Source organism: Streptomyces winkii (assembly GCF_032248595.1).
Taxonomy (GTDB): domain Bacteria; phylum Actinomycetota; class Actinomycetes; order Streptomycetales; family Streptomycetaceae; genus Streptomyces; species Streptomyces winkii.
The window spans coordinates 700,734-722,834 of the sequence record NZ_JASTTH010000001.1; the positions used below are offsets into that span (position 1 = coordinate 700,734).

General features: G+C 71.2%; 19 protein-coding genes. 13 read left to right on the forward strand and 6 right to left on the reverse strand.

The features are described 5' to 3' along the window. Window positions 1-17: 17 nt before the first annotated feature. The 3 genes from QQM67_RS03200 to nudC all read left to right on the forward strand — a co-directional run bounded on the left by QQM67_RS03200 (window position 18) and on the right by nudC (window position 5,083). Complete coding sequence (locus QQM67_RS03200; protein ID WP_314171964.1) at window positions 18-3,647, forward strand: ATP-dependent DNA helicase; 3,630 nt, start codon at window positions 18-20, stop codon at window positions 3,645-3,647. A 146-nt stretch (window positions 3,648-3,793) separates the two neighbouring features. After that, window positions 3,794-4,117, forward strand: a complete 324-nt coding sequence (locus tag QQM67_RS03205) for a hypothetical protein (protein WP_314172250.1) — start codon at window positions 3,794-3,796, stop codon at window positions 4,115-4,117. 9 nt (window positions 4,118-4,126) lie between these two features. Further along, a complete protein-coding gene (gene nudC / locus QQM67_RS03210; RefSeq protein WP_314171965.1) occupies window positions 4,127-5,083 on the forward strand; it encodes an NAD(+) diphosphatase in 957 nt (318 codons plus the stop codon). 48 nt (window positions 5,084-5,131) lie between these two features. On the opposite strand, the gene QQM67_RS03215 is transcribed toward nudC, so the two are convergent. Then, the gene (locus QQM67_RS03215; RefSeq protein WP_169134056.1) at window positions 5,132-5,374 is read right to left on the reverse strand and encodes a mycoredoxin; all 243 of its coding nucleotides are present in this window, start codon (window positions 5,372-5,374) and stop codon (window positions 5,132-5,134) included. 178 nt (window positions 5,375-5,552) lie between these two features. Between QQM67_RS03215 and QQM67_RS03220 the strand changes: the two genes are divergently transcribed. From QQM67_RS03220 to QQM67_RS03235, 4 genes are all read left to right on the forward strand, one after another. Then, entirely contained in the window at window positions 5,553-7,847 is a 2,295-nt protein-coding gene (locus tag QQM67_RS03220) for an ATP-dependent DNA helicase UvrD2 (protein ID WP_314171966.1), read from the forward strand. A 265-nt stretch (window positions 7,848-8,112) separates the two neighbouring features. Continuing rightward, complete coding sequence (locus tag QQM67_RS03225; protein WP_314171967.1) at window positions 8,113-8,388, forward strand: hypothetical protein; 276 nt, start codon at window positions 8,113-8,115, stop codon at window positions 8,386-8,388. 131 nt (window positions 8,389-8,519) lie between these two features. Then, a complete protein-coding gene (locus tag QQM67_RS03230; RefSeq protein ID WP_314171968.1) occupies window positions 8,520-8,885 on the forward strand; it encodes a WhiB family transcriptional regulator in 366 nt (121 codons plus the stop codon). Further along, window positions 8,882-9,202, forward strand: a complete 321-nt coding sequence (locus tag QQM67_RS03235) for a hypothetical protein (RefSeq protein WP_314171969.1) — start codon at window positions 8,882-8,884, stop codon at window positions 9,200-9,202. The genes QQM67_RS03230 and QQM67_RS03235 overlap by 4 nt, the downstream gene beginning before the upstream one ends. A 146-nt stretch (window positions 9,203-9,348) precedes the next feature. Here QQM67_RS03235 and QQM67_RS03240 read toward each other — a convergent pair whose 3' ends face one another. Both QQM67_RS03240 and QQM67_RS03245 read right to left on the reverse strand, forming a co-directional pair. Then, window positions 9,349-10,737: an ABC1 kinase family protein gene (locus tag QQM67_RS03240; RefSeq protein WP_314171970.1), complete on the reverse strand. Its 1,389-nt coding sequence runs from the start codon at window positions 10,735-10,737 to the stop codon at window positions 9,349-9,351. A 53-nt stretch (window positions 10,738-10,790) separates the two neighbouring features. Then, window positions 10,791-11,897 carry a ThiF family adenylyltransferase gene (locus QQM67_RS03245; protein ID WP_314171971.1) on the reverse strand — a complete coding sequence of 369 codons (1,107 nt, stop codon included), beginning with the start codon at window positions 11,895-11,897 and terminating at the stop codon, window positions 10,791-10,793. A 202-nt stretch (window positions 11,898-12,099) separates the two neighbouring features. Here QQM67_RS03245 and QQM67_RS03250 point away from each other — a divergent pair, with 202 nt between their 5' ends. Then, window positions 12,100-12,669: a M48 metallopeptidase family protein gene (locus QQM67_RS03250; protein WP_314171972.1), complete on the forward strand. Its 570-nt coding sequence runs from the start codon at window positions 12,100-12,102 to the stop codon at window positions 12,667-12,669. 25 nt (window positions 12,670-12,694) lie between these two features. Here QQM67_RS03250 and QQM67_RS03255 read toward each other — a convergent pair whose 3' ends face one another. Continuing rightward, window positions 12,695-13,240, reverse strand: a complete 546-nt coding sequence (locus QQM67_RS03255; protein WP_314171973.1) for an NUDIX hydrolase — start codon at window positions 13,238-13,240, stop codon at window positions 12,695-12,697. Then, the gene (locus QQM67_RS03260) at window positions 13,237-14,817 is read right to left on the reverse strand and encodes a zinc-dependent metalloprotease (protein ID WP_314171974.1); all 1,581 of its coding nucleotides are present in this window, start codon (window positions 14,815-14,817) and stop codon (window positions 13,237-13,239) included. The genes QQM67_RS03255 and QQM67_RS03260 overlap by 4 nt, the downstream gene beginning before the upstream one ends. 289 nt (window positions 14,818-15,106) lie before the next feature. Between QQM67_RS03260 and QQM67_RS03265 the strand changes: the two genes are divergently transcribed. From QQM67_RS03265 to QQM67_RS03280, 4 genes are all read left to right on the forward strand, one after another. After that, a complete protein-coding gene (locus tag QQM67_RS03265; protein WP_314171975.1) occupies window positions 15,107-16,204 on the forward strand; it encodes an SDR family oxidoreductase in 1,098 nt (365 codons plus the stop codon). 67 nt (window positions 16,205-16,271) lie between these two features. Then, window positions 16,272-16,730, forward strand: a complete 459-nt coding sequence (locus tag QQM67_RS03270) for a molybdenum cofactor biosynthesis protein MoaE (RefSeq protein WP_314171976.1) — start codon at window positions 16,272-16,274, stop codon at window positions 16,728-16,730. A gap of 315 nt (window positions 16,731-17,045) precedes the next feature. Beyond that, window positions 17,046-17,300, forward strand: a complete 255-nt coding sequence (locus QQM67_RS03275) for a hypothetical protein (protein ID WP_314171977.1) — start codon at window positions 17,046-17,048, stop codon at window positions 17,298-17,300. Between the two features lie 25 nt (window positions 17,301-17,325). Next, window positions 17,326-18,420, forward strand: a complete 1,095-nt coding sequence (locus tag QQM67_RS03280) for a YlbL family protein (protein WP_314171978.1) — start codon at window positions 17,326-17,328, stop codon at window positions 18,418-18,420. Between the two features lie 27 nt (window positions 18,421-18,447). Here QQM67_RS03280 and QQM67_RS03285 read toward each other — a convergent pair whose 3' ends face one another. Continuing rightward, entirely contained in the window at window positions 18,448-19,020 is a 573-nt protein-coding gene (locus QQM67_RS03285) for a PPA1309 family protein (protein WP_314171979.1), read from the reverse strand. A gap of 109 nt (window positions 19,021-19,129) precedes the next feature. Between QQM67_RS03285 and QQM67_RS03290 the strand changes: the two genes are divergently transcribed. Beyond that, entirely contained in the window at window positions 19,130-22,021 is a 2,892-nt protein-coding gene (locus QQM67_RS03290; protein ID WP_314171980.1) for a UPF0182 family membrane protein, read from the forward strand. Window positions 22,022-22,101 lie beyond the last annotated feature (80 nt).

The following is a 22,101-nucleotide window of genomic DNA, read 5'->3' on the forward strand; positions in this document are numbered from 1 at the left end:
CCGTTAGCGTCTCTCCCGTGCCCGCACGACTCACCAGTACCGGACAGCTCGGAGAGCTTCTCGGCATCCCGTTCACCCCGGAGCAGCTCGCCTGCATCACGGCGCCTCCCGCTCCCCAAGTGATCGTGGCGGGCGCGGGTTCCGGCAAGACGACGGTCATGGCGGCGCGGGTCGTGTGGCTGGTGGGCACGGGCCAGGTGCGGCCGGAGCAGGTGCTCGGCCTGACCTTCACCAACAAGGCCGCCGGTGAGCTCACCGAGCGGGTCCGCAGGGCGCTCGTACGGGCGGGAGTCACGGACCCGGATCCCGACCCGGCCGACCCGGCCGACTCCGGCCTCGACGGTCTCGAACCCGCCGCGGGCGAGCCGCAGATCTCCACCTACCACGCGTTCGCGGGGCGCCTCCTGACCGAGCACGGACTCCGCCTCGGCATCGAGCCGGGCGCGCGGCTCCTCGCCGACGCCACGCGCTTCCAGCTCGCGGCGAGCGTGCTGCGCTCCGATCCGGGCCCCTTCGAGGCGCTGACCAGGCCGGTCGCCGCACTCGTCGAGGAGTTGCTCGCGCTCGACGGCGAGCTCAACGAGCATCTGGTGCAGCCCGGCCGACTCCGCGCGTACGACGAGGAGTTGCTCGCCTCCCTGGAGAGCGCCCACCTCAGCAACTCCGCGCTGCGCGGTGTGCCGCGGGCGGCGCTCGGCCGGGGCGAACTCCTCGGCCTCGTCGAGAAGTACCGAGCACGCAAGCGGGAGCGCGACCTGCTCGACTTCGGCGACCAGATCGCCCTCGCCGCCACGCTGGCGCGCGACGTGCCGGAGGTCGGCCGGGCGCTGCGTGCGCAGTTCTCGGTGGTCCTGCTCGACGAGTACCAGGACACCTCCGTGGCCCAACGCGTCCTGCTCTCCGGGCTGTTCGGCGCGGGGCAGACCCACGGGAGGGCCGCGGGCCCCGATGGCGGCGGGCGCGGGAGCGAGGGCACAGGCCACGCCGTCACCGCTGTCGGCGACCCGTGCCAGGCCATCTACGGCTGGCGCGGTGCCTCCGTCGCCAACCTCGACGACTTCCCCCGCCACTTCCCGAACGCCGACGGCAGTCCCGCCCGTCGCCACTCGCTCGGCGAGAACCGCCGCAGCGGCGGCCGGCTGCTCTCCCTCGCCAACTCCCTTGCCGCGCCGCTCCGCAGCCGCCACGAGGGCGTCGAGGCGCTGCGGCCCGCCCCCGGCGCGGAGCGCGACGGCCTCGTGCGGTGCGCCCTGCTGCCCACGCAGGAGGACGAGGTCGAGTGGCTGGCCGACTCGCTCGCCCACCTCGTCCGTACGGGCACACCGCCCGGCGAGATCGCCGTACTGTGCCGTGGCGCGGGCGACTTCGCGGCGATCCAGGGCGCGCTGGTCGCCCGCGAACTGCCCGTGGAAGTCGTCGGCCTGACCGGGCTGCTGCATCTGCCGGAGGTCGCCGACCTGGTGGCCATGTGCGAGGTGCTCTCGGACCCGACCGCCAACGCCGCCCTCGTACGGCTCCTGACCGGCCCGCGCTGGCGCATCGGCCCGCGCGATCTCGCGCTGCTCGGGAGGCGGGCGAAGCTCCTCGTACGGCACGAGGAGGATCACGAGGGCGATCCGGACGGGCGCCTGGCCGCCGCCGTCGAGGGCGTCGATCCGGCCGAGGTCGTCTCGCTCGCCGACGCCCTGGAGACGTTCCTGGACTCCGGCTCCGGGCACGACGACGGGCTTCCCTTCTCGGCGGAGGCGCGGGTGCGCTTCACCAGGCTCGCCGCCGAGATACGGGATCTGCGGCGCTCGCTGGCCGACCCGCTGATGGATGTGCTGCACCGCGTGCTCGCGGTGAGCGGGCTGGAGGTCGAGCTGTCCGCGTCGCCGCACGCGCTGGCTGCCCGCCGCCGCGAGACGCTGAGCGGATTCCTCGACGTGGCGGCCGGGTTCGCCGCGCTCGACGGCGAGGCCACGCTGCTCGCGTTCCTGGGCTTTCTCCGTACGGCGGCGCAGCACGAGAAGGGACTCGACAGCTCGCTGCCCGGCGGGGAGAACGCCGTGAAGGTGCTCACCGCGCACAAGGCGAAGGGCCTGGAGTGGGACGTCGTGGCGGTGCCGGGGCTCGTCGCGAAGCAGTTCCCCAGTGAGCAGCCGCGCGAGTCGTGGCTCAGCCGTCCGAAAGTGCTGCCGCACGCGCTGCGTGGGGACGCGGCCACCCTCCCGGATGTGCGGGAGTGGACCGCCAAGGGCGTGAAGGACTACGAGACGGCGATGCGGGACCACCAGGCCACCGAGGAACTCCGCCTCGGCTACGTCACGTTCACGCGTCCACGCTCGCTGCTGCTCGGCTCGGGGCACTGGTGGGGGCCGCACCAGAAGCGGCCCCGCGGGCCCTCGGCGTTCCTGGAGGCCCTGCGCTCCCACTGCGAGGCGGATCCGGCGCACGGCGAGGTCGAGCAGTGGGCCGAGGCCCCCGGTGAGGGTGAGGAGAATCCGGCGCTCGCCGCCGCTGCCGCCGAGGCGCGGGAGTGGCCGCTGCCGCTGGACGAGGGTGCGCTGGCGCACCGGCGGGCGGCGGCGAGCGCGGTGCTGGCGCGGCTCGCGGACGACGTGCCGGGGGACGCCGAGCCGCAGCACGCCGAGCCGCAGCACGCCGAGCCGGCGGACTCCGAACAGGCCGCTGCCGGGTCGGTCTTCGGCGGGGGAGAGGCGGCCGCCGGGCCGGACGACACCCTCAGCCCTGAGTCCAGCCCTGAGTCCAGCCCCGAGTTCAGCCCCGGTTTCAAGCCCGGGCTGACCCCCGAGGAGTCGCGGCTCGTCGCGTCCTGGGACCGCGATCTGGACGCGCTCACCGGCGAACTCAGGCGCGCCCGCGTCCCCGTACGGGACGTCCCGCTGCCGTCCTCGCTCTCCGCGTCGCAACTGCTGCGCATGGCTGCGGACCCGGAGGGCTTCGCGCGCGAGCTGGCCCGTCCGATGCCCCGTCCTCCGCAGCCCGCGGCCGCCCGCCGGGGCACCCGGTTCCACGCCTGGGTGGAGTCCCGGTTCGAGGAATTGACTCTTCCGATGCTCGGCCCCGACGAACTGCCCGGCTCCGGCGACGGCTTCGTGGGATCGGGCGGCCCGATCGCGCCGGACGGTTCGGGCGAGCCCGACGGCATCGCGGACGAGCGCGATCTGACCGCGCTGAAGGAGGCGTTCCAGCGCTCGTCGTACGCGCAGCGCACGCCGTACCGCGTCGAGGAGCCCTTCCAGCTCGAACTCGCGGGCCGCGTCGTCCGCGGCCGCATCGACGCGGTGTACCGCGACGTCGCACCGGACGGCACGGCCACGTACGACATCGTCGACTGGAAGACCGGCCGCGCGCGCGACGCCGATCCGCTCCAGCTCTCCGTCTACCGGCTGGCCTGGGCGGAGAAGCAGCGCGTGCCGCTGGAATCCGTCGGCGCGGCCTTCCTCTACGTACGTGGCGGCGAACTCGTGCGCCCCGAGGGCCTCCTCGGCCGCTCCGCGCTCGAAGCGCTGCTTCTCGGCCAGGAAGGAACGGGCGAGGAAGCAGCCGGCGGCGAGGACGGCGAGCAGTCCGCCCGTACGTCGAGGGAGTCCGGGGAGCGCGAGCAGCACCGGGAGCACCGGGAGAACGGCGCCCCGCGCTGAGCCCGGCGGGCGCGGATACGGATGGGAGCCGTCCCCCGTATGACGGATAGGCTGCCCGGCATGAGCACCAACCCGGCAGCTCCGGACGACGCCGTCCGGGCCCGCATCGAAGACGGCCGGGCCGCCTTCCTCGACGACCTCGTGGAGTGGCCGCGCATCCCGTCCGTCTCGGGCAGCGGGCCCGCCTGGCGCGGGCGGGCGTCTCCGTACCGCAGGACGTCCGGAACTCGCCGGACGAGCTGGATGAGTCGGACGAGCTGGATGAGCCGGACGAGCCGGACGAGCCGGACGAGCCGGCCGAACCGGATCTGCCGGCGAAGAGCGCCGGGACCGCCGCCCGCCTCTGGTGCGATCTCGCGGAGCACCGGAGCCTGGAGCAGCGACGGAGCGCCGACCCCGGGCGCGCGGAGCACCTGAGCACCGAATCACGCACTCACGCACTCCCCGCAGTGCCGTCGCAGGAGGAATAGGAAGCTGACGTGACCACTCGGACCGACTCGGCCGCAGCCGGCACCGGCGCGGACCGCCCCATCGCCCTCGCCCCGACCGGCGGCATCGACCGTGCCGCGCATCACCGCATGGACGAGGCGTGGCTGGCGGCCGCCTGGAGCCACCCGACGACGCGAGTGTTCGTGGTCTCCGGCGGACAGGCCCTGGTCGAGGACGACGACGAGGGCAGCACCGAGCTGGTCATGATGCCGTCGTTCGACGCGCCCTTCACCGAGGCCCACCGCTACTTCCTCGGCGTCGACGACGAGGGCGTCCGCTACTTCGCGCTCCAGAAGGACTCGCTGCCGGGCCGCATGGACGACATCGCACGCCCGGCCGGCCTGCGGGAGGCCGGAGTGCTGCTCTCCGCGCGCGACGCCGAGCTGATGGCGCACGCCGTGGGCCTGGAGAACTGGCAGCGCACCCACCGCTTCTGCTCGCGCTGCGGCCAGCGGACCGTCATCGCCGCGGCCGGACATGTGCGCCGCTGCCCCGCCTGCGGCGCCGAGCACTACCCGCGTACGGACCCCGCCGTGATCATGCTGGTGACCGACGAGAAGGACCGGGCACTGCTGGGCCGTCAGATCCACTGGCCCGAGGGCCGCTTCTCGACGCTGGCCGGATTCGTCGAGCCGGGGGAGTCGCTGGAGGCGGCCGTCGTCAGGGAGGTCGCCGAGGAGGCGGGCGTCGCGGTGGGCGGCGTCGAGTACGTGGCCAGCCAGCCGTGGCCGTTCCCGGCCAGCCTGATGCTGGGCTTCATGGCGCGTGCCACGTCACCGGAGATCCGCGTGGACGGGGACGAGATCGAGGAGGCCCGCTGGTTCTCCCGCGACGACCTCAAGGAGGCGTTCGCCTCCGGCGAGGTGCTCCCGCCGTCCGGCATCTCCATCGCGTCCCGCCTCGTGGAGCGCTGGTACGGGGAGCCGCTGCCCCGGCCCGGGCGCTGAGGCCCCGGGCGGGGCGGCCCATACGCCGGGCCGGGCTCGTACGCCGCGTCAGGCGCCGACCTTCTCCTTGACCTGGGCCAGCGAGGGGTTGGTCAGCGTGGACCCGTCGGGGAAGAGCACCGTCGGCACGGTCTGGTTGCCGTTGTTGGCCTTCTCCACGAAGTCGGCGGACTCCGGGTCGTGTTCGATGTTGATCTCGGTGTACGGGATGCCCGCGCGGTCCATCTGGCCCTTCAGCCGACGGCAGTAGCCGCACCACGTGGTGCTGTACATCGTCACGTTTCCCGTCATGGGTCCTGCGCTCCTTCGCGTCCGTTGGTGACAGGGGAACGCGTGAACGGGCCGGACCATTCCCGGGCCGCGGCGGGTTCGTGAGGGTCCGGGGGCGTCGCTGAGTGTCGTATGACGATCCGGGCCCGGCTGTGGACAAGCGTCACCTCTGTCCCTTGCGACCTGACAGCATGGCGGGGTGACAGCAGCAACTGACTCCACTCTCTTCTCCCACCCCGATCAGGATGCGTTCGCGGGGCCGCCGCGCGATGCGGACGCGGTGCTGGAGGGGCTCGACCCCGAGCAGCGCGAGGTGGCGACGTCGCTGCACGGCCCGGTGTGCGTGCTCGCGGGAGCGGGCACGGGCAAGACCCGCGCGATCACCCACCGGATCGCGTACGGAGTGCGGGCCGGGATCCTGCCGCCCGCCAGTGTGCTCGCAGTCACATTCACCAACCGGGCCGCGGGCGAGATGCGCGGGCGGCTGCGGCAGCTGGGTGCCGAGGGGGTGCAGGCCCGCACGTTCCACTCGGCGGCGCTGCGGCAGCTCCAGTTCTTCTGGCCGCGCGCGGTCGGCGGTGAGCTGCCGCGGCTGCTGGAGCGCAAGGTGCAGCTCGTCGCGGAGGCCGCGGCCCGCTGCCGGCTCCGGCTCGACCGCAGTGAACTGAGGGATCTCACCGGCGAGATCGAGTGGTCGAAGGTGACGCAGACGGTGCCGGAGGACTATCCGGCGATGCTCGCCAAGTCCGGCCGTGTCCCGCCGCGCGACCCGGCCGAGACGGCCAAGGTCTTCGGGCTCTACGAGCAGCTCAAGCGCGAGCGCTCGGCGATCGACTTCGAGGACGTGCTGCTGCTGACGGTCGGCGTCCTCCAGGACCGTCCGGACATCGCCGAGCGGGTCCGCGCCCAGTACCAGCACTTCGTCGTCGACGAGTACCAGGACGTCAGCCCGCTCCAGCAGCGCCTCCTGGAGCTGTGGCTCGGCGAGCGGGACAGCCTGTGCGTCGTCGGCGACGCCAGCCAGACCATCTACTCCTTCACCGGCGCCACCCCCGACCACCTGCTCGACTTCCGCGCCCGCCACCCGCAGGCGACGGTCGTGAAGCTCGTGCGTGACTACCGCTCGACGCCCCAGGTCGTCCATCTCGCCAACGGCCTGCTCTCCCAGGCCGCAGGCCGCACCGCCGAGCACCGCCTGGAACTGATCTCGCAGCGTGAGCCCGGCCCGGAGCCGGTCTACACGGAGTACGCGGACGAGCCGTCCGAGGCGGAGGGTGCCGCCAAGCGGATCCGCGCGCTCATCGACTCGGGGGTCCCGGCCAGCGAGATCGCCGTGCTCTACCGCATCAACGCCCAGTCCGAGATCTACGAACAGGCTCTCGTCGACGCCGGTGTGCCCTATCAACTCCGCGGGGCGGAGCGGTTCTTCGAACGTCCCGAGGTGCGGGAGGCGGGCGTGGCGCTGCGCAGCGCGGCCCGCTTCGGCGGGAACGACACCCTGCTCGACGATGCCGTCGGCCTGCCCTCCCAGGTGCGCGCAGTCCTCAGCGGCAAGGGCTGGAGCGACGAGCCTCCGGCGGGCTCGGGCGCCGTTCGCGACCGGTGGGAGTCCCTGATGGCTCTGGTCCGGCTGGCTGAGGCACTCTCCGCGGGGCGCGCGGCGGCGGGCGGGGAGGAGCCCACGCTCTCCGACTTCGTGGCGGAGCTGGACGAGCGGGCGAACGCCCAGCACGCGCCGACCGTCGAGGGCGTCACCCTGGCGTCGCTCCATTCGGCGAAGGGCCTCGAATGGGATGCGGTGTTCCTGGTCGGGCTCACCGAGGGCATGCTGCCCATCACCCACGCGAAGAGGGACGCCGAGATCGAGGAGGAGCGGCGCCTGCTGTATGTGGGGGTCACGCGTGCCCGCCTCCATCTCAACCTCTCCTGGGCGCTGTCCCGTTCGCCCGGGGGCCGTGGCGGGCGCCGCCCGAGCCGGTTCCTCAACGGGCTCCGGCCCGGCACGTCGGCCGCTGGGGCGGGCTCGCCCGGGGGCCGTGGCGGGATCGAGCGCGGCGGAGCCTCCGGGGGGCGCGGACGCAAGCGGCGCGGTCCCGTCCGCTGCCGGGTGTGCGGGCGTTCGCTGACGGATCCGGGCGAGATGAAGCTGATGCGGTGCGAGGGCTGCCCCTCGGATCTCGACGAGGAGCTGTACGAGCGGCTGCGCGAGTGGCGCTCGGAGCGCGCCAAGCAGCTGGGCCAGCCCGCGTACTGCGTCTTCACCGACAAGACGCTGATGGCGATCGCCGAGGCGGTGCCTGACGGCGAAGGGGCTCTCGCGCGCATCTCCGGCGTGGGCGGGCGGAAGCTGGAGCGGTTCGGGGCCGACGTCCTCGCGCTGTGCGCGGGCGAGGACCCGGCGTCCTCCGACGAGGACGGCGGCGAGGAGGCGGAGGCGGAGACCGCGGCCGGGAACGCCACCGGGGCCGGCACTGGAGCCGGAGCGACTGACTGAACGGGCAGGAGCGCGGCGGGACTTCACTTTCTCCGGCTGACGGGCCCGGTGAAGGCCCTGCGGCGGCCGCGCCCGAAACCGGCCCGGAAGCTTTTTGGGAGACGGCGGAAAAATAGTTTGCGCGCGCCGTCCGGAGCCCCATAGCCTTCCGGACGTGGACAGGGCGGGGGCTTTCCGCTCCAACCCATCCATGCTGTACTGACTCTTGCACGTTTGCGGATCGGCTCCGGCCGGTCCCCCGAGTCGCCGAAGGGAGGCGAGCCCAGTGATCGACTTCATTAACACCACCAAGATGACCGACCGCTCGGTCGTCTCCTCTTGCCTGCTCGGTTCCCGGGTCGACGAGACGGGTCTGTCCCGCGTCGTTCCCGGCGCCGACGAGCGACCGGCGACGGCACACGAGGTAGCGGCAGCAGTGGCGCCGGCAGCGGCCTACGCCTTTGCGCTCGCGGCCCCTGGTGTCGGCGATGGCAGCCAGAAGACGAAGCACAACCCGATGTGGGCCTTCCGTGGGCTCGAACCCTGGAGAGATCCAGCCTGATACGCGAGATCAGGTCGGCACCTTCCAGGGCCGCGGAACCCACACAGGGATCCGCGGCCCTTCTGTTTGCCCCCGCCCGGCCACCAGCCGGGCCGACAAGACAACAGACATCGACAGACGAGGAACCGGCAGTGCACCCCGAAACGCACACCCCGTCACCCACGACAGACCTGATGCCGCCTGATGCCACCACGGAGGATCTCGTGACCGCCCCGCTGATCACGCTCACAGAGCTCGACGAAGCCATCGAGCGACTCGGTGTGACCGTGCCCTGCCGCTCCTACGACCCGGAGGTCTTCTTCGCCGAGGCCCCGGCCGACGTGGAGTACGCGAAGACGCTGTGCCAGACCTGCCCGCTGCGCGAGGCCTGCCTCGCCGGTGCCAAGGACCGCCGCGAGCCCTGGGGTGTCTGGGGAGGCGAGCTGTTCGTCCAGGGCGTGGTCGTGCCCCGGAAGCGTCCGCGTGGCCGTCCCCGCAAGAACCCGGTCACGGCATGAGCAGCGCAGGCACGATCGACCGCCCGACGACGCGCGATCCGCAGCGTCCCCTTCCGAAGCCAGGCCCGACGATGACAGCCGACTCCGACATTCCGAACCACTCTGGTAGCGAGGCGAACACCTCGCCGCAGAACAGGACACGACAAATGCAACTCATGCCAGAATCCCTGGCCCGAGCCCATATGAATCACCGCCTGCACGAGGCCGAGTCCGAACGCAGGGCGCTGCGCGTCACATCGGCCCGTCGCCTTCAGCGCCGTGCGGAGCGCGCTTCACTTCGCGCCCGCAGAGCGCTGGCAATGGCGGTCATGCAGTGAAGAACCGGAGAGCCGGGGCGGCCCGCCCCGGCTCTCCGCCGTTGCGGCGCACAAATGTCGGCGGGCCCGGCCAGAAGGCCCGCGCCGAGCGGGCACGGCCGGACCGGCTCCGCTCCAACCGGAGGCTCCCGCCCGGTGAGCCTGCCTCAGGCAGAGGTCTCCGCGGTGGCGGGCGAGCCGTCCTCACCGTCGTCCGCTTCCGGGGTGAAGCCGGGCACCCAGGCCTCCATCTCCTCCCTCATCCGTACCGTGGCCCCGAGCTGGCAGAGCACACCGATGGTGCTCAGCGTCACGCGGTGTATGAGCAGATACGACGGAGGCAGATTGAGCTGCTTGCCCAACTGGTGCGCCGGAGAACGAGGATCGGCGATCCGGGCGGCCTGCTCCCGCATCCAGCCCCGGTGGAAGCGGAACGACTCCGCTCGCGCCGGCTCGATGACGGGCACCAGATAGTCGAGCACCGCTGACGGCTCCAGCTCGATCGAGTCCTTGACGAAGCCCTCCGAACACAGCAGTTCGTAGACGGCGTCGGCTTCCCCGTCGATGACCATGCGCAACGCGGTACCGATCACGGGCGGCAGCCCTCCCGGAAGCCGGTCCACGGTGCCGAAGTCCATCACGCCCAGCCGCCACTCGCCCTGCCCGTCCGCGGACTCCTCGGCCGGCAGCAGGCGGAAGTTGCCCGGATGCGGATCCGCGTGCAGCAGCCCCGTACGCGCCGTTCCGGAGCAGAGGAAACGAGCCAGCAGCTGCCCGGCACGGTCTCGTTCCTCCTCCGTGCCCTCCGATATGACGTCGGCGAGCGGCACTCCGTCCATCCACTCCGTCACCAGCACCTGCTCGCACTGGTAGACGACGTCCGGGATCACCACGTCAGGATCCTCGGCGAACTCCTCCGCGTAGACCTTCTGTGCCTGCGACTCCAGCCCGTAGTCCAGCTCCTCGGTGACCCGGTCCCGCAGCTCGGTGACGAGCGGCTTGATGTCCATGCCGGGGATCAGCGGGCCCAGCATGCGGACGAAACGGCCGAGTTGGGTGAGATCCGATACGAGCGCCTCGCCCGCGCCCGGATACTGCACCTTCACCGCGACCTCGCGTCCGTCGTGCCAGACGGCGTGGTGCACCTGGCCGATGGACGCCGCCGCCGACGGCATGTCGTCGAACTCCACGAAGAGTTCGAGCCACTCCTCGCCCATCCGTTCGGCCAGCACCTCGTGGACGGTGCTGGTCGGCATCGGCGGAGCGGCCTCCTGGAGCTTGGTGAGCGTCGCCCTGTACGGCCCCGCGATCTCCTCGGGAAGCGCCGACTCGAAGACCGAGAGCGCCTGCCCGAACTTCATGGCACCGCCCTTCAGTTCGCCCAGCACCTTGAACAGCTGCTCCGCTGTGCGCTGTTGAAGGTCGTGGCCGACGAGCTCGGCGGAGAGCCCTCCGATCCGCTTGCCGAGCCCCCACGCGGAGCGCCCGGCGAACCCCAGCGGCAGCGCAGCCAGTTTGGCGGTACGCGTCACTGCCTTACGCGGAAGATCAGACATGGCCCCTCCAACTTCCAGACGGCTCGGCCAGAGCGCACCGCGAACGGCGGCCGTCAGGCCATTGTGACCTCTTCGGCGGCCCTAGCCGAGGGCGGGCGATCCGCAGTCACGGAAGAGGCACCGCACGGACACTCGGGATGGGCCGAGAACTGCTCGGCGCTGCCGATCAGATGCGGCAGCGCGAACCGCATCCGGTATCCGGCCGAGCAGGCCCCGTCGCCGTCGAGAAAGCTGAGGGCGTAGGAGGCGATGGCCCCCGCGACCACCGTCGCCAGCGCCGAGTCGCATGCCGCGACCCCCGACCGCCGTCTCGCCGACATGCGCCACTGACCCACCACGAGAGGCCAACTCGGCTCACCCTCCGCCCGGCTGCGCAGTATGCAGCCGGCGCACGGAGAGCGCCCCGGCGTCACCAGCGGCCCGACGAACCCCGTGCTCTCCACCACCCCGCCGTACAGATGCGGAGTGCCCGCTCCGACGAACCCCTCCGCGGCTCCGGGGTCGGGCGCGTAGGCGTCGAGCCCGTCGCGCGGCGCGAACACCACGAGCCTCAGCTTCGGCCGCGACCGGGAGCGGGACCGTGGCCGTGAACGCCAGGGCCGCGCCCGGGAGACAGCCCTGCGCGCGGCCACGTCCCGCCGCTCGCCGCAGTCGTCGGACGGAATACCGCCCGGCCCGGTGTCCCAGGGTTCGACGCGGCCTCCGTCCACGACCGCGACCTCGCCCACACCCGCCGCGGACAGTGTCGACGCGACTTGGGCGCCCACCCGGCCCGCGCCCCGCACCTGCACGCACGCCTCCCGCCTGGCCACGAGCCTGCGCAGCCCCTCTCCCGGCCCGCGGTGCACGACCGAGAGGGAGGCCAGATCGGGCCGGAGCCTGTCTCCCACGCCGGCCGCGGCCTCACGGTCCGCCGTGGCGTCGTCGAGCACCCCTGCCGAGGCGAGCCCGTCGACGAGTTGCTCCGTCGTCCCCTCTGGCAGCCCCAGCCGGCCGGCCTCCTCGCGCAGCTGCACAAGAGAGCGGGTGCCGTCCATCGACTCCAAGAACGCCGCCGTCGTGTTGTCCACCGGGCCGAGCAGCACCGCGTGCGCCGGTGCCACGCCGTACTGCACCGTCTGCCTGTCGCGCCACGCACGCCGCAGTGCCGGCTTGATCATCGGATGCATGCTGCCGCCCCGTTCTTCCGTGTTTTCCATCGATCCCGCTGCCTCGGACAGCATGCGATTCCCGAGCCGGAGCCCGACGAAAGTTATCCACAGCCTCGGGAAGCAGTCATATGAAGCGAACACATATGGGGCGATTGCCGCGAACCCGACCGGAGGTGGGACTTCCGCTCCCATCAGCGGGTAACGTCGAAGCGTGTCCGCCGACCCGCTGAACAGCGCAAGCCAGCCGGCGGTCGAAGTGCGTCGCAGCGCGCGACGCAGACGCACCGTCTCCGCGTACCGCGAGGGCGACCGCACCGTCGTGATGATCCCCGCCCGCATGTCCAGGGACGAGGAGCGGCGCTGGGTCGGCGTCATGCTCGACAAGCTGGCGGCCCAGGAGAGCAAGCGCATGCTCGGCGACGCCGAACTCGCCGAGCGCGCCGCCCGGCTCTCCGAGCAGTATCTCGACGGCCGGGCCAGGCCCCACAGCGTGCGCTGGGTGACGAACCAGAACACCCGGTGGGGGTCGTGCACCCCCGCCGAGGGCAGCATCCGGCTCTCGCACCGGCTGCGCGGCATGCCCGAGTACGTGATCGACTACGTGCTCCTGCACGAGCTGGCCCATCTGCTGGTGCCGGGTCACGGCTCGCGCTTCTGGCAGCTGCTCGACGCCTATCCCCGTACGGAGCGGGCGCGCGGCTTCCTCGAAGGGGCCGTCGCCGCCGAGCGGCTGCCCCATCTCCCCGCCGCGCGCGAGGAGCAGGAGGACTTGGAGGACTAGGCGGACGAGGAGGCGTACGGCGCTCTCAGCGCTGCCCGCCCCCGACGAGCGCACGGGTGCGCTCCATGAGCCGTACGACCGACTCGTCGGCTGCCGCGGCCACGTCGTCGTACCCGTACCAGCGCAGCTCCAGCGACTCCTCGCTCACCTTCTCCAGCGCGCCCTCGGGGGCGAGCGCCGCGTACTGCACGTCCAAGTGCCAGGCGCACGGCGTGAGATGGCGGTCGAGACGGAGAGGGCCGCCCGGCAGCAGCGTCAGCCCGTCGATCCCGGACTCCTCCGTCGCCTCGCGCAGCGCGGCCGCGGCGAGACTGGCGTCCTCCGGCTCGCAGTGACCGCCCATCTGAAGCCATCTGTGCAGCTTGCGGTGGAGCGTGAGCAGCACGCGGCCGGCCGACGGGTCGACCACGAGGGCGCTCGCCGTGATGTGACCGTCGGCGCACGCCTTCCACATGCCGTCCTCGTGGGTACGGAGGTGTGCGAGGTAGTCGCGACGCAGGCCCTCCTGGCCGTCGTCAGCCGGGGCGGGCCATTCCGTCAGGGTCCGGGTGGCGCTCTCGTGCAGGGTCACGGCTTCTTTCCGTCGCCGTCGCCGTCGCCGTCGCCCTCGTCGCCTTCGTTGCGCCCCTCGCCCCGGCGGTCCTCGTCGCTCTGGCCGTCCCCGCCGCCGGTGGACTCGCCCTCCGCCGCGTCGCCGAGCAGCGACTCCAGCTCCGAGAAGTCCACGTTCTCGCGGTGGACGAAGCCGTCCGGGTCGTCGAGATCGTCCGCCGTCGGCAGCATGTCGGGGTGCGCCCACAGGCCGTCGCGGCCGTCGGCGCCGCGTGCGTCCGTCAGCGAGGCCCACAGCCGCGAGGCGTCACGGAGCCGTCGCGGACGCAGCTCCATCCCGATCAGCGTCGCGAAGGTCTGCTCGGCGGGACCGCCCGACGCCCGGCGCCGGCGCAGCGTCTCGCGCAGCGCGGAGGCCGAGGGCAGGTGCGGCTCGGCCGCGGCGTGCACGACGGCGTCGACCCACCCCTCGACGAGCGCGAGAGCGGTCTCCAGCCGTGCCTTCGCCGCCCGCTGCTCGGGGGTGTCCTCCGGCTGGAACATGCCCTGCTGAAGCGCCTGTTGGAGCTCTTCGGGGTTCTGCGGATCGAACTGGCCGACGACGTCCTCGAGCTTGCTGGTGTCCACCTTGATGCCGCGCGCGTAGCCGTCGACCGCGCCGAAGAGGTGCGAGCGCAGCCACGGCACGTGCATGAAGAGCCGCTGATGTGCGGCCTCGCGCAGCGCGAGATACAGGCGCACCTCTTCCTGCGGGACGCCGAGGCCCTCGCCGAGCGCGGACATGTTCGCGGGCAGCAGCGCGGCCTTTCCGTCCGGCCCGAGCGGCAGCCCGATGTCCGACGAGCCGACGACCTCGCCCGCCAGCACGCCCAGCGCCTGCCCGATCTGCGTACCGAACATGGCCCCGCCCATGGAACGCATCATTCCGAGCAGCGGGCCGGCCATGGCCTGCATCTCCTCGGGCAGTACGTCGCCCATCGCCGCGCCGACGCGCTCCGCGACCGGATCGACCAGGTCCTTCCACACGGGCAGCGTGTTCTCCACCCACTCCGCCCGGCTCCAGGCCTCCGCGGTGGTGGAGCCGGAGGGCAGGGACGTCACACCGTCCAGCCACAGGTCGGCGAGGCGCACGGCCTCCTCGACCGCCGAGCGGTCGGACGGGCCGATGCTGGCGTCCTTGGTGCCCGTCCCCGGGGACTCGGATGCGGCGTCGCTTCCGGGAGGACCCGCCGCGACGGTCTGCCGCGCGATGTCCTTGGCCATGTCCCAGTTCACGGGCCCGCCCTCGTACGAGAGCATCTGGCCGAGCTTCTGAAACGCGGCGCCCAGGTCGTTCGGGTCCATGCCGCCCTGACCGCCGCCGAGCGAACCGAACATCGCCGCCAGCGGGTTGTCGGCGCCCTGGCCGCCGGAACCGCCGGTGCCGCCGCCGAAGCCGAAGGGACTCGGGGTGCCGCCCTGGCCGCCCTTGCCGCCGCTGCGGTCGCCCTGACCGCCCCGGCCGCGCTGGTCCGCGCCGTCGCCCTTCTTCTTGCCGTCGTCCCCGTCTTCGGGCTCCTCGGGAGGTACGCCGAATCCGAATGGGGTGTCACTCACGGGTTTCCTCGGCTCTGTCGTGTGGGTCTCGTGGCTCTTCGTACGGTCGTGCGGGTCTCGCGGAGGGTGCTCCCCCTGGGCCTCGCGGCCCGGGTGGTGCCCCGCCCGGCGGTCGGCTCGCGGACACGAGCACGTGGACTACGTTGGATGCCTCGACTGGTCGAAGCGGACCAATCGGGACACGGGCGAGCCTGCTTGGGTGACGCGGGCTCCACCTCCAGCCTAGACACCTGTCAGGCAGGATGGAGCTTGCGCACCTCCTACCAGAAACAACCGCTGGAGACGACTGGTGAGTTCCTCCGACAGCAACGTTCGCGCAGCGCGAACCCCGACCGTCGCCGTCACGGGCGCAGCGTCAGGAGTGGGCGCGCTGCTGACGGAGCGGCTCGCGGCATCGGAGGAGATCAAGAGGGTCATCGCGCTGGACGAGCGCCGCGGCGAGGTCAGCGAGGCCCAGTGGCACACCCTCGACGTGCGTGATCCGGCGATCGCCGACCGGCTGCGCAACGACGGCGACGCCGTGGACGTCCTCGTGCATCTCGCCCTCGATCTCGACCTGGAGACCGATCCCACCGCCCGTACCGCCCTCAACGTACGAGGGACCCAGACGGTGCTGACCGCGGCCGCGGCGGCGGGCGTCCACCGCGTCATCCTGTGCACCTCGACGATGGTCTACGGGGCCCTGCCCGACAACGACGTGCCGCTCGCCGAGGACGCGGAACTGCGGGCGACGGCCGAGGCGACCGCCGTCGGCGACCTGCTGGAGATCGAGCGGCTCGCACGCCGGGCGCCCCGTGCCCACCCGGGGCTCAACGTGACGGTCGTGCGCCCCTCGGTGCTCGTGGGCGCGGGCATGGACACCGCTCTGACTCGCTACTTCGAGTCGCCCCGGCTGCTCGTCGTGGCCGACTCCCGCCCCTGCTGGCAGTTCTGCCATGTCGAGGACCTGGTCAGCGCGCTGGAGTTCGCGGTGCTGGAGAAGGCCGACGGCGAGATGGCCGTCGGCTGCGACGGCTGGCTGGAGCAGGAGGAAGTCGAGGAGCTCACCGGCATCCGCCGCATGGAGCTGCCTTCGGCCGTCGCACTCGGCGCGGCTTCCCGGCTGCACCGGCTGGGCCTCACGCCCTCGCCCGCCGGCGACCTCGCGTACACGATGCACCCCTGGGTCGTCTCCGGCGCCCGGCTGCACGATGCGGGCTGGCGCCCGCGCTGGACGAACGAAGAGGTGCTCGCCGAACTGCTGGAGGAGGTCGCGGGCCGCCATACGGTCGCGGGCCGCAGGCTCGGCCGTACGGAGGCCGCGACGGCGGCCGGCGCGGGAGCGACCGTGGCCCTGCTGGGTACGGCGGCGCTGGTGCGCAGGGCCCGCAAGCGCCGGGGTCTGTAGCGGCCCAGCAGGGCTCGGCAGGCCGGGGCAGTTCCCGTCGGCGCCGGGTGTGCGGCAGCATGAGGCCATGGCGCAGAACCACGATCATCCCGGCGAGCAGGCCGCGGCGGACCCGATCCGGCTGCTGGGCATCCGCGACGCCCCGCTCTCCGTCGACGAGATCTTCACCGCCGTCGGCGACTCCTCGGCGGGCGGCACCGCTCTCTTCGTGGGCACGGTGCGAGATCACGACGGCGGCACCGACGTCACTCGTCTGGGGTACTCGTCGCATCCCACCGCCGAGGCCGAGCTGCGGAGGATCGCGGAGAAGATCGCAGCCGATTTCCCGGTACGGGCGCTCGCGGCGGTCCACAGGGTCGGCGAGCTGACGATCGGCGACGTGGCCGTGATCGCGGCGGTCTCGTGCCCGCACCGCGCGGAGGCGTTCGAGGCGTGCCACAGGTTCGTCGACGAGCTCAAGCGCGAGGTCCCGATCTGGAAGCACCAGACTTTCGCGGACGGCACCGAGGAGTGGGTCGGCGCGTAGCGCTGTCGGTGACGGGTGGGTGGGTCGGCGCGTAGCGCTGTCCGTGAGGGGCGTTGGTCGGGCGACGGGCGGGAGGGTGCGTGCGTAGCCCGGCTCCATTCGGCCCGTAGCACTCCGTGACCCTTGGGCCTGGCCGGTTCGGCCTAGCCCGCGTCCCCGTGAGAGGCGATCGGCGCACCCGTACGGTGCACATTCCGGTTGCGTAACCGGATCCCGGGAAAGAGCGTTGTCGTGCCGAGAGTTAATCTGCTCATCGGCCGTTCTGCCCGGCAGGTCTCGTCGGACAGCGTTTTCACAAGGGGTCGGGAGGTCTTCATGGCGGCACTCTCCTGGTTGCTGATTCCGATCATGGGCGCGGTCGCGGCTGGCGTCTGGGGCAGCTGGGCCAGTCGACGTCGGACGGGTCTCCCTGATTCCGCGGGGGTCGCCGGTTACGAGCGCTTCCGTGCCGCGATGGAACGTTCACGCGTCGAAGAGACCGGTGAGGCATTCCAGCCGGAACCTCCCGTCGAGCCCGTCGTGACGGCCGCCCGGCAGGTCGCGGATCATCCGGCCCGGACGGCGGACTGACGGTCCTTTCCCGTACTGTCGTGCCATGCCACGACGCACCGCGACGATGCTCGCGTCCACGCTGCTCCTCATAGCGATGCTCTGTGCCGGGCTGCTGATCAACGTGCCTTACGCCGAGATGTCGCCCGGCCCGACGGTGAACACTCTCGGTGAGCACGACGGAGAGCCGGTGCTCAACATCAAGGACCACAGGACGTTCGAGACGGCGGGTCATCTGAACATGACGACGGTGCGCGTCACGGGCGCGGACTACCGCATGAACCTGCTGGAGGCCGTCGGCGGCTGGTTGCAGCACGACAGCGCGGTCGTTCCGCATTCCACGCTCTATCCGGAGGACAAGTCGGCCAAGGAGGTCGACCAGCAGAACGCGGAGGAGTTCAGCGCGTCGCAGGAGAGCGCGAAGGTCTCGGCGCTCAAGCAGCTCGGGATCCGCGTTCCCTCGCACATCATCGTGGGGTCCGTCGTCAAGGGCGGGGCGTCGGAGGGCAAGCTGCACGCCGGGGATCTCATCCGCACCGTCGACGGCAAGGCGGTCAAGAACCCCAAGGAGGTCGCCGACCTCGTGACCAAGCACAAGCCGGGCGAGAAGGTCGCCTTCACGATCATCCCGGCGGCACAGGTCAAGTCGGCTCAGAAGGCCGGGAAGCAGCCGTCGCCGAGCGACGCCGAGCAGATAACGGTCGGCACCAAGAAGGCCGGTGACGACGGGCGCGCGATAGTCGGCATCCAGCCCGCGACCGGGCACACGTTCCCGTTCGACATCGACATCAAGCTCGCAGACGTCGGCGGCCCGAGCGCGGGGCTGATGTTCTCCCTCGGCATCGTCGACAAGCTGACCCGCGAGGATCTCACCGGCGGCTCCTTCATCGCGGGCACCGGCACGATCGACGACAAGGGCAAGGTCGGCGCCATCGGCGGCATCCAGATGAAGACCGTCGCCGCACGCGCCAAGGGCGCCAAGTACTTCCTCACGCCCGCCGCCAACTGCGGAGCGGCCGCCAAGGACAAGCCCGCCGGTCTCACGCTCGTGAAGACCCGCACCATGGACGACGCCATGGACGCGCTGAAGAAGATCCGGGACGACGACACGGCCGCCCTCTCGCGCTGCAAGGCGAGCTGACGGCCGCGCGGTCCCGCTCTCCGCGGCTCACTCCTCGAACGTCGCCGCCAATGCGTCGGCCAGCCCGGGCACCAGGCCCGCCCCGGTCAGCACCTCCGTCGGGCTGTCCTTGTCGCGCAGCCGCAGCGCGGATTCCCGCGTCCCGTCCCGCAGTACGGCGACGGTGAGCCGCACCTCCTGACGCTCGGGATGCCCGGCGACCCACTCCGTGAGCCTCTCCTCGGAGCCCTCCCGCTGGAGTTCCTCCGGCACCGCCGCCTCGGCGGACTGCGGCAGCATCAGCCGCTCGACCGTCATCGCGCAGCCCGCGACGGCCTCGGGCCAGGCGATCGTCGCCAGGAACTCGTCGAGCGGGGCGCCGGTCGGCAGCTCGTCCTGCTCGACGGGGGTGAGTGAGGCGGCCGGCTGTTCGGTGTCGTCGAAACCGAGCTGACCTGCGAGTTCGGGCTCCTCGGCGCGCAGCCGGGCCGTGTCGACGAGGGCGAAGAGGCGGCTGGGCTGGTCCCAGCCCAAGCCTGCCGCGTACTCGTCGAGTTCCAGCACCGCTTGGGTGAGCGGATCGGAGGCCAGGGGCGTGCCATCGGCGGGGAGGTTGTCCATGCGTATATCGTGCCCGCTTCCACCCCGGGATCGGGAACTGGGTAAAGCTTCGTTAAGTTGCATGAGTGGGCTTACGATGCGGGGCCCCTTCTGTCACAGCGATCTCGAGGTGCACACCTTGGCTTTCCAGATGCCGGACCGTGGCTCAGGCGGCCCCTCAGGGCCACGGATCAGAGTGGGCCGGCCGTCGCGGCGTGCCCGTACGCTGCTGATGACAGTCGGCGTGCTCGCAGTTCTCGCCATGCTCTTCGTCATGTTCGCCGGTTTCTGGACGGACTGGCTCTGGTACCGCTCGGTCCAGTACAGCTCCGTCTTCACCAAGACGCTGTGGACGAAGGTCGGCATGTTCGCCGTCTTCGGCGTTCTCATGGCGGGTGCCGTCGGGCTCAACATCTGGATCGCTCACCGGCTGCGGCCTCCGCTCAGCGCGATGTCGCTGGAGCAGCAGAGCCTTGACCGCTACCGGATGAGCATCGCTCCGTACAAGAAGTGGGTGCTGCTCGGAATCACCGCGCTCGTCGGGCTGATCGGGGGCGCCTCCGCCGCGGGGCAGTGGCGCACCTGGCTGCTGTGGGTGAACTCCGTGCCGTTCCACAAGACGGACCCGCAGTTCGGTAAGGACATCTCGTTCTACGCCTTCGACCTGCCCTGGTACCGCTTCCTCCTCAGCTTCGGGTTCGCCGCGGTCGTCCTCTCGCTGCTCGCCGCCGCGCTGGTGCACTACCTCTACGGCGGTCTGCGGGTGACGACGCCCGGCGCCCGCGCGACCGCTCAGGCCACCGGCCATCTCTCGGTGCTGCTCGGCTTCTTCGTCTCCCTGAAGGCCATCGCGTACTGGCTGGACAGGTACGGACTGGCCGTGAAGACCGGCGACTTCAAGGCGACGGACAACTGGACGGGCCTGAAGTTCGTCGACGCCAACGCCTACCTCCCGGCCAAGACGATCCTGTTCTGCATCGCGATCATCTGCGCGGTGCTCTTCTTCGCCACGATCTGGCGCCGCACCTGGCAGCTTCCGGTGATCGGCTTCGGGCTGATGGTGCTCTCGGCGATCCTGATCGGCGGCCTGTACCCGGCGATAGTCCAGAAGTTCCAGGTCCAGCCGAACGAACAGGCCAAGGAGACGCCGTACATCAAGAAGAACATCAAGGCCACGCGCGAGGCGTACGGAATCGACGACTCCGACGTGACGGACTACTCGGGCACCAGCAAGGCCGGCAAGCAGCAGCTGCGCGACGCCGCGGACACCACGGCCAGCACGCGCCTGCTCGACCCGAACGTCGTCTCTCCGACGTTCCAGCAGAAGCAACAGGTCAGGGGCTACTACCAGTTCCCCGCCGTGCTCGATGTGGACCGCTACAAGAACAAGGACGGCCGGGAGCAGGACACCGTCGTCGGTCTGCGTGAGATCAACACGGACGGCATCCCCGAGAAGAACTGGATCAACGCCCACTTCAAGTACACCCACGGCTACGGCATGGTCGCCGCGAAGGGCACGACGGTCGACAAGGACGGCGCGCCCTCCTTCACCGAGCAGGACCTGCCGCCCAAGGGCGACAAGGGCCAGTACGAGGGGCGCGTCTACTACGGCGAGAAGACGAACCAGTACTCGATCGTCGGCGGTCCGCAGAAGGAGCTCGACTACGCGGACGACAAGGGCGAGAAGACGTACACCTACAAGGGCAAGAGCGGCGTCAACCTCGCCAACCCGGTCAACCGCGCCGCGTACGCGGTGAACTTCAACGAACCGCAGATCCTCTACTCCGGGGCGATCGGCGAGGGTTCGCGGATCCTGTACAACCGGACGCCCAAGGAGCGGGTCGAGGCCGTCGCGCCCTGGCTGACGATCGACGGCGATCCGTATCCGGCGGTCGTCAACGGCCGGATCAAGTGGATCATCGACGCCTACACGACGTCGGACAACTACCCGTACTCCTCGCGCACGACCCTGGGCGACACCACGGAGGACTCGCTGACGGACGGCCAGCGCGCCGTCGTCGCCCGGCAGAACCGCGTCAACTACATCCGCAACTCGGTGAAGGCCACGGTGGACGCGTACACCGGCAAGGTCGACATGTACCAGTGGGACAAGAAGGACCCGGTGCTCAAGACCTGGATGAAGGCGTTCCCCGACACGGTCAAGCCGAAGAGCGCCATCGGCAACGACCTGATGGACCATCTCCGGTATCCGCAGGACCTGTTCAAGGTGCAGCGCGAACTGCTGACGCGCTACCACGTCACGTCGCCGTCGCAGTTCTACAGCGGCAGTGAGCGGTGGCAGATCCCGGACGACCCGACGCACAAGGGCAACGCGGTGCCGCCGTACTACCTGAGTCTTCAGATGCCGGACGCGAAGAAGCAGACGTTCTCGCTGACGACCACGTTCAACCCCAACAAACGCGAGACGCTCGGTGCGTTCATGGCGATCGACGCGGATCCGCGCAGCTCGGGGTACGGCAAGATCAAGATGCTGCGGCTGCCGTCCAACACGACGGTGTCCGGGCCGTCGCAGGTGCAGAGCAAGTTCAACTCCGATCCCAGCATCGCCGAGTCGCTCAACCTCCTGAAGCGAGGCGACTCCGAGATCGAGTACGGCAACCTGCTGACGGTGCCACTGGAGGGCGGCCTGCTCTACGTCGAGCCGGTGTACGTGCGCGGTGCGGGCACCAACTACCCGCGCATGCGCAAGGTTCTGGTCACGTACGGCGAGCGCATCGCCTTCGAGGACACTCTCGGCCAGGCCCTCGACAAGGTCTTCGACGCCAAGGGTGAGTCCGGCGGCACGGGCCCGGGCGAGCAGCCCGAGGAGCCGCCGTCGTCCGGCAACGCCTCGGTGCGTGAGGCACTGAAGAACGTTCAGGACGCCTACGACGCGGGCCAGGACGCGCTGGAGAAGGGCGACTGGAAGGCGTACGGCAAGGCGCAGGACGACCTCAAGGACGCCATCAAGGAGGCGCAGGACGCCGAGAAGGACGCCGAAAAGGGCGCGAAGAAGCAGTAGTTGAGGCCCGGCGGCGGTGCCCCGATGGGGGGCCGCCGCCCGGGTGCGGAGCACCCCGCGCCGTGGTGTAGGGTTGTCGA

What these genes read in the sequence shown, in the direction of transcription:
- QQM67_RS03215 (WP_169134056.1), bottom strand. Translation starts at nt 5,374, where the DNA reads ATGACGGGAAACGTGACGATGTACAGCACCACGTGGTGCGGCTACTGC.
- QQM67_RS03235 (WP_314171969.1), top strand. Translation starts at nt 8,882, where the DNA reads ATGAGCAGCGCAGGCACGATCGACCGCCCGACGACGCGCGATCCGCAG.
- QQM67_RS03240 (WP_314171970.1), bottom strand. Translation starts at nt 10,737, where the DNA reads ATGTCTGATCTTCCGCGTAAGGCAGTGACGCGTACCGCCAAACTGGCT.
- QQM67_RS03245 (WP_314171971.1), bottom strand. Translation starts at nt 11,897, where the DNA reads ATGATCAAGCCGGCACTGCGGCGTGCGTGGCGCGACAGGCAGACGGTG.
- QQM67_RS03270 (WP_314171976.1), top strand. Translation starts at nt 16,272, where the DNA reads ATGGCGCAGAACCACGATCATCCCGGCGAGCAGGCCGCGGCGGACCCG.
- QQM67_RS03275 (WP_314171977.1), top strand. Translation starts at nt 17,046, where the DNA reads ATGGCGGCACTCTCCTGGTTGCTGATTCCGATCATGGGCGCGGTCGCG.
- QQM67_RS03280 (WP_314171978.1), top strand. Translation starts at nt 17,326, where the DNA reads ATGCCACGACGCACCGCGACGATGCTCGCGTCCACGCTGCTCCTCATA.
- QQM67_RS03285 (WP_314171979.1), bottom strand. Translation starts at nt 19,020, where the DNA reads ATGGACAACCTCCCCGCCGATGGCACGCCCCTGGCCTCCGATCCGCTC.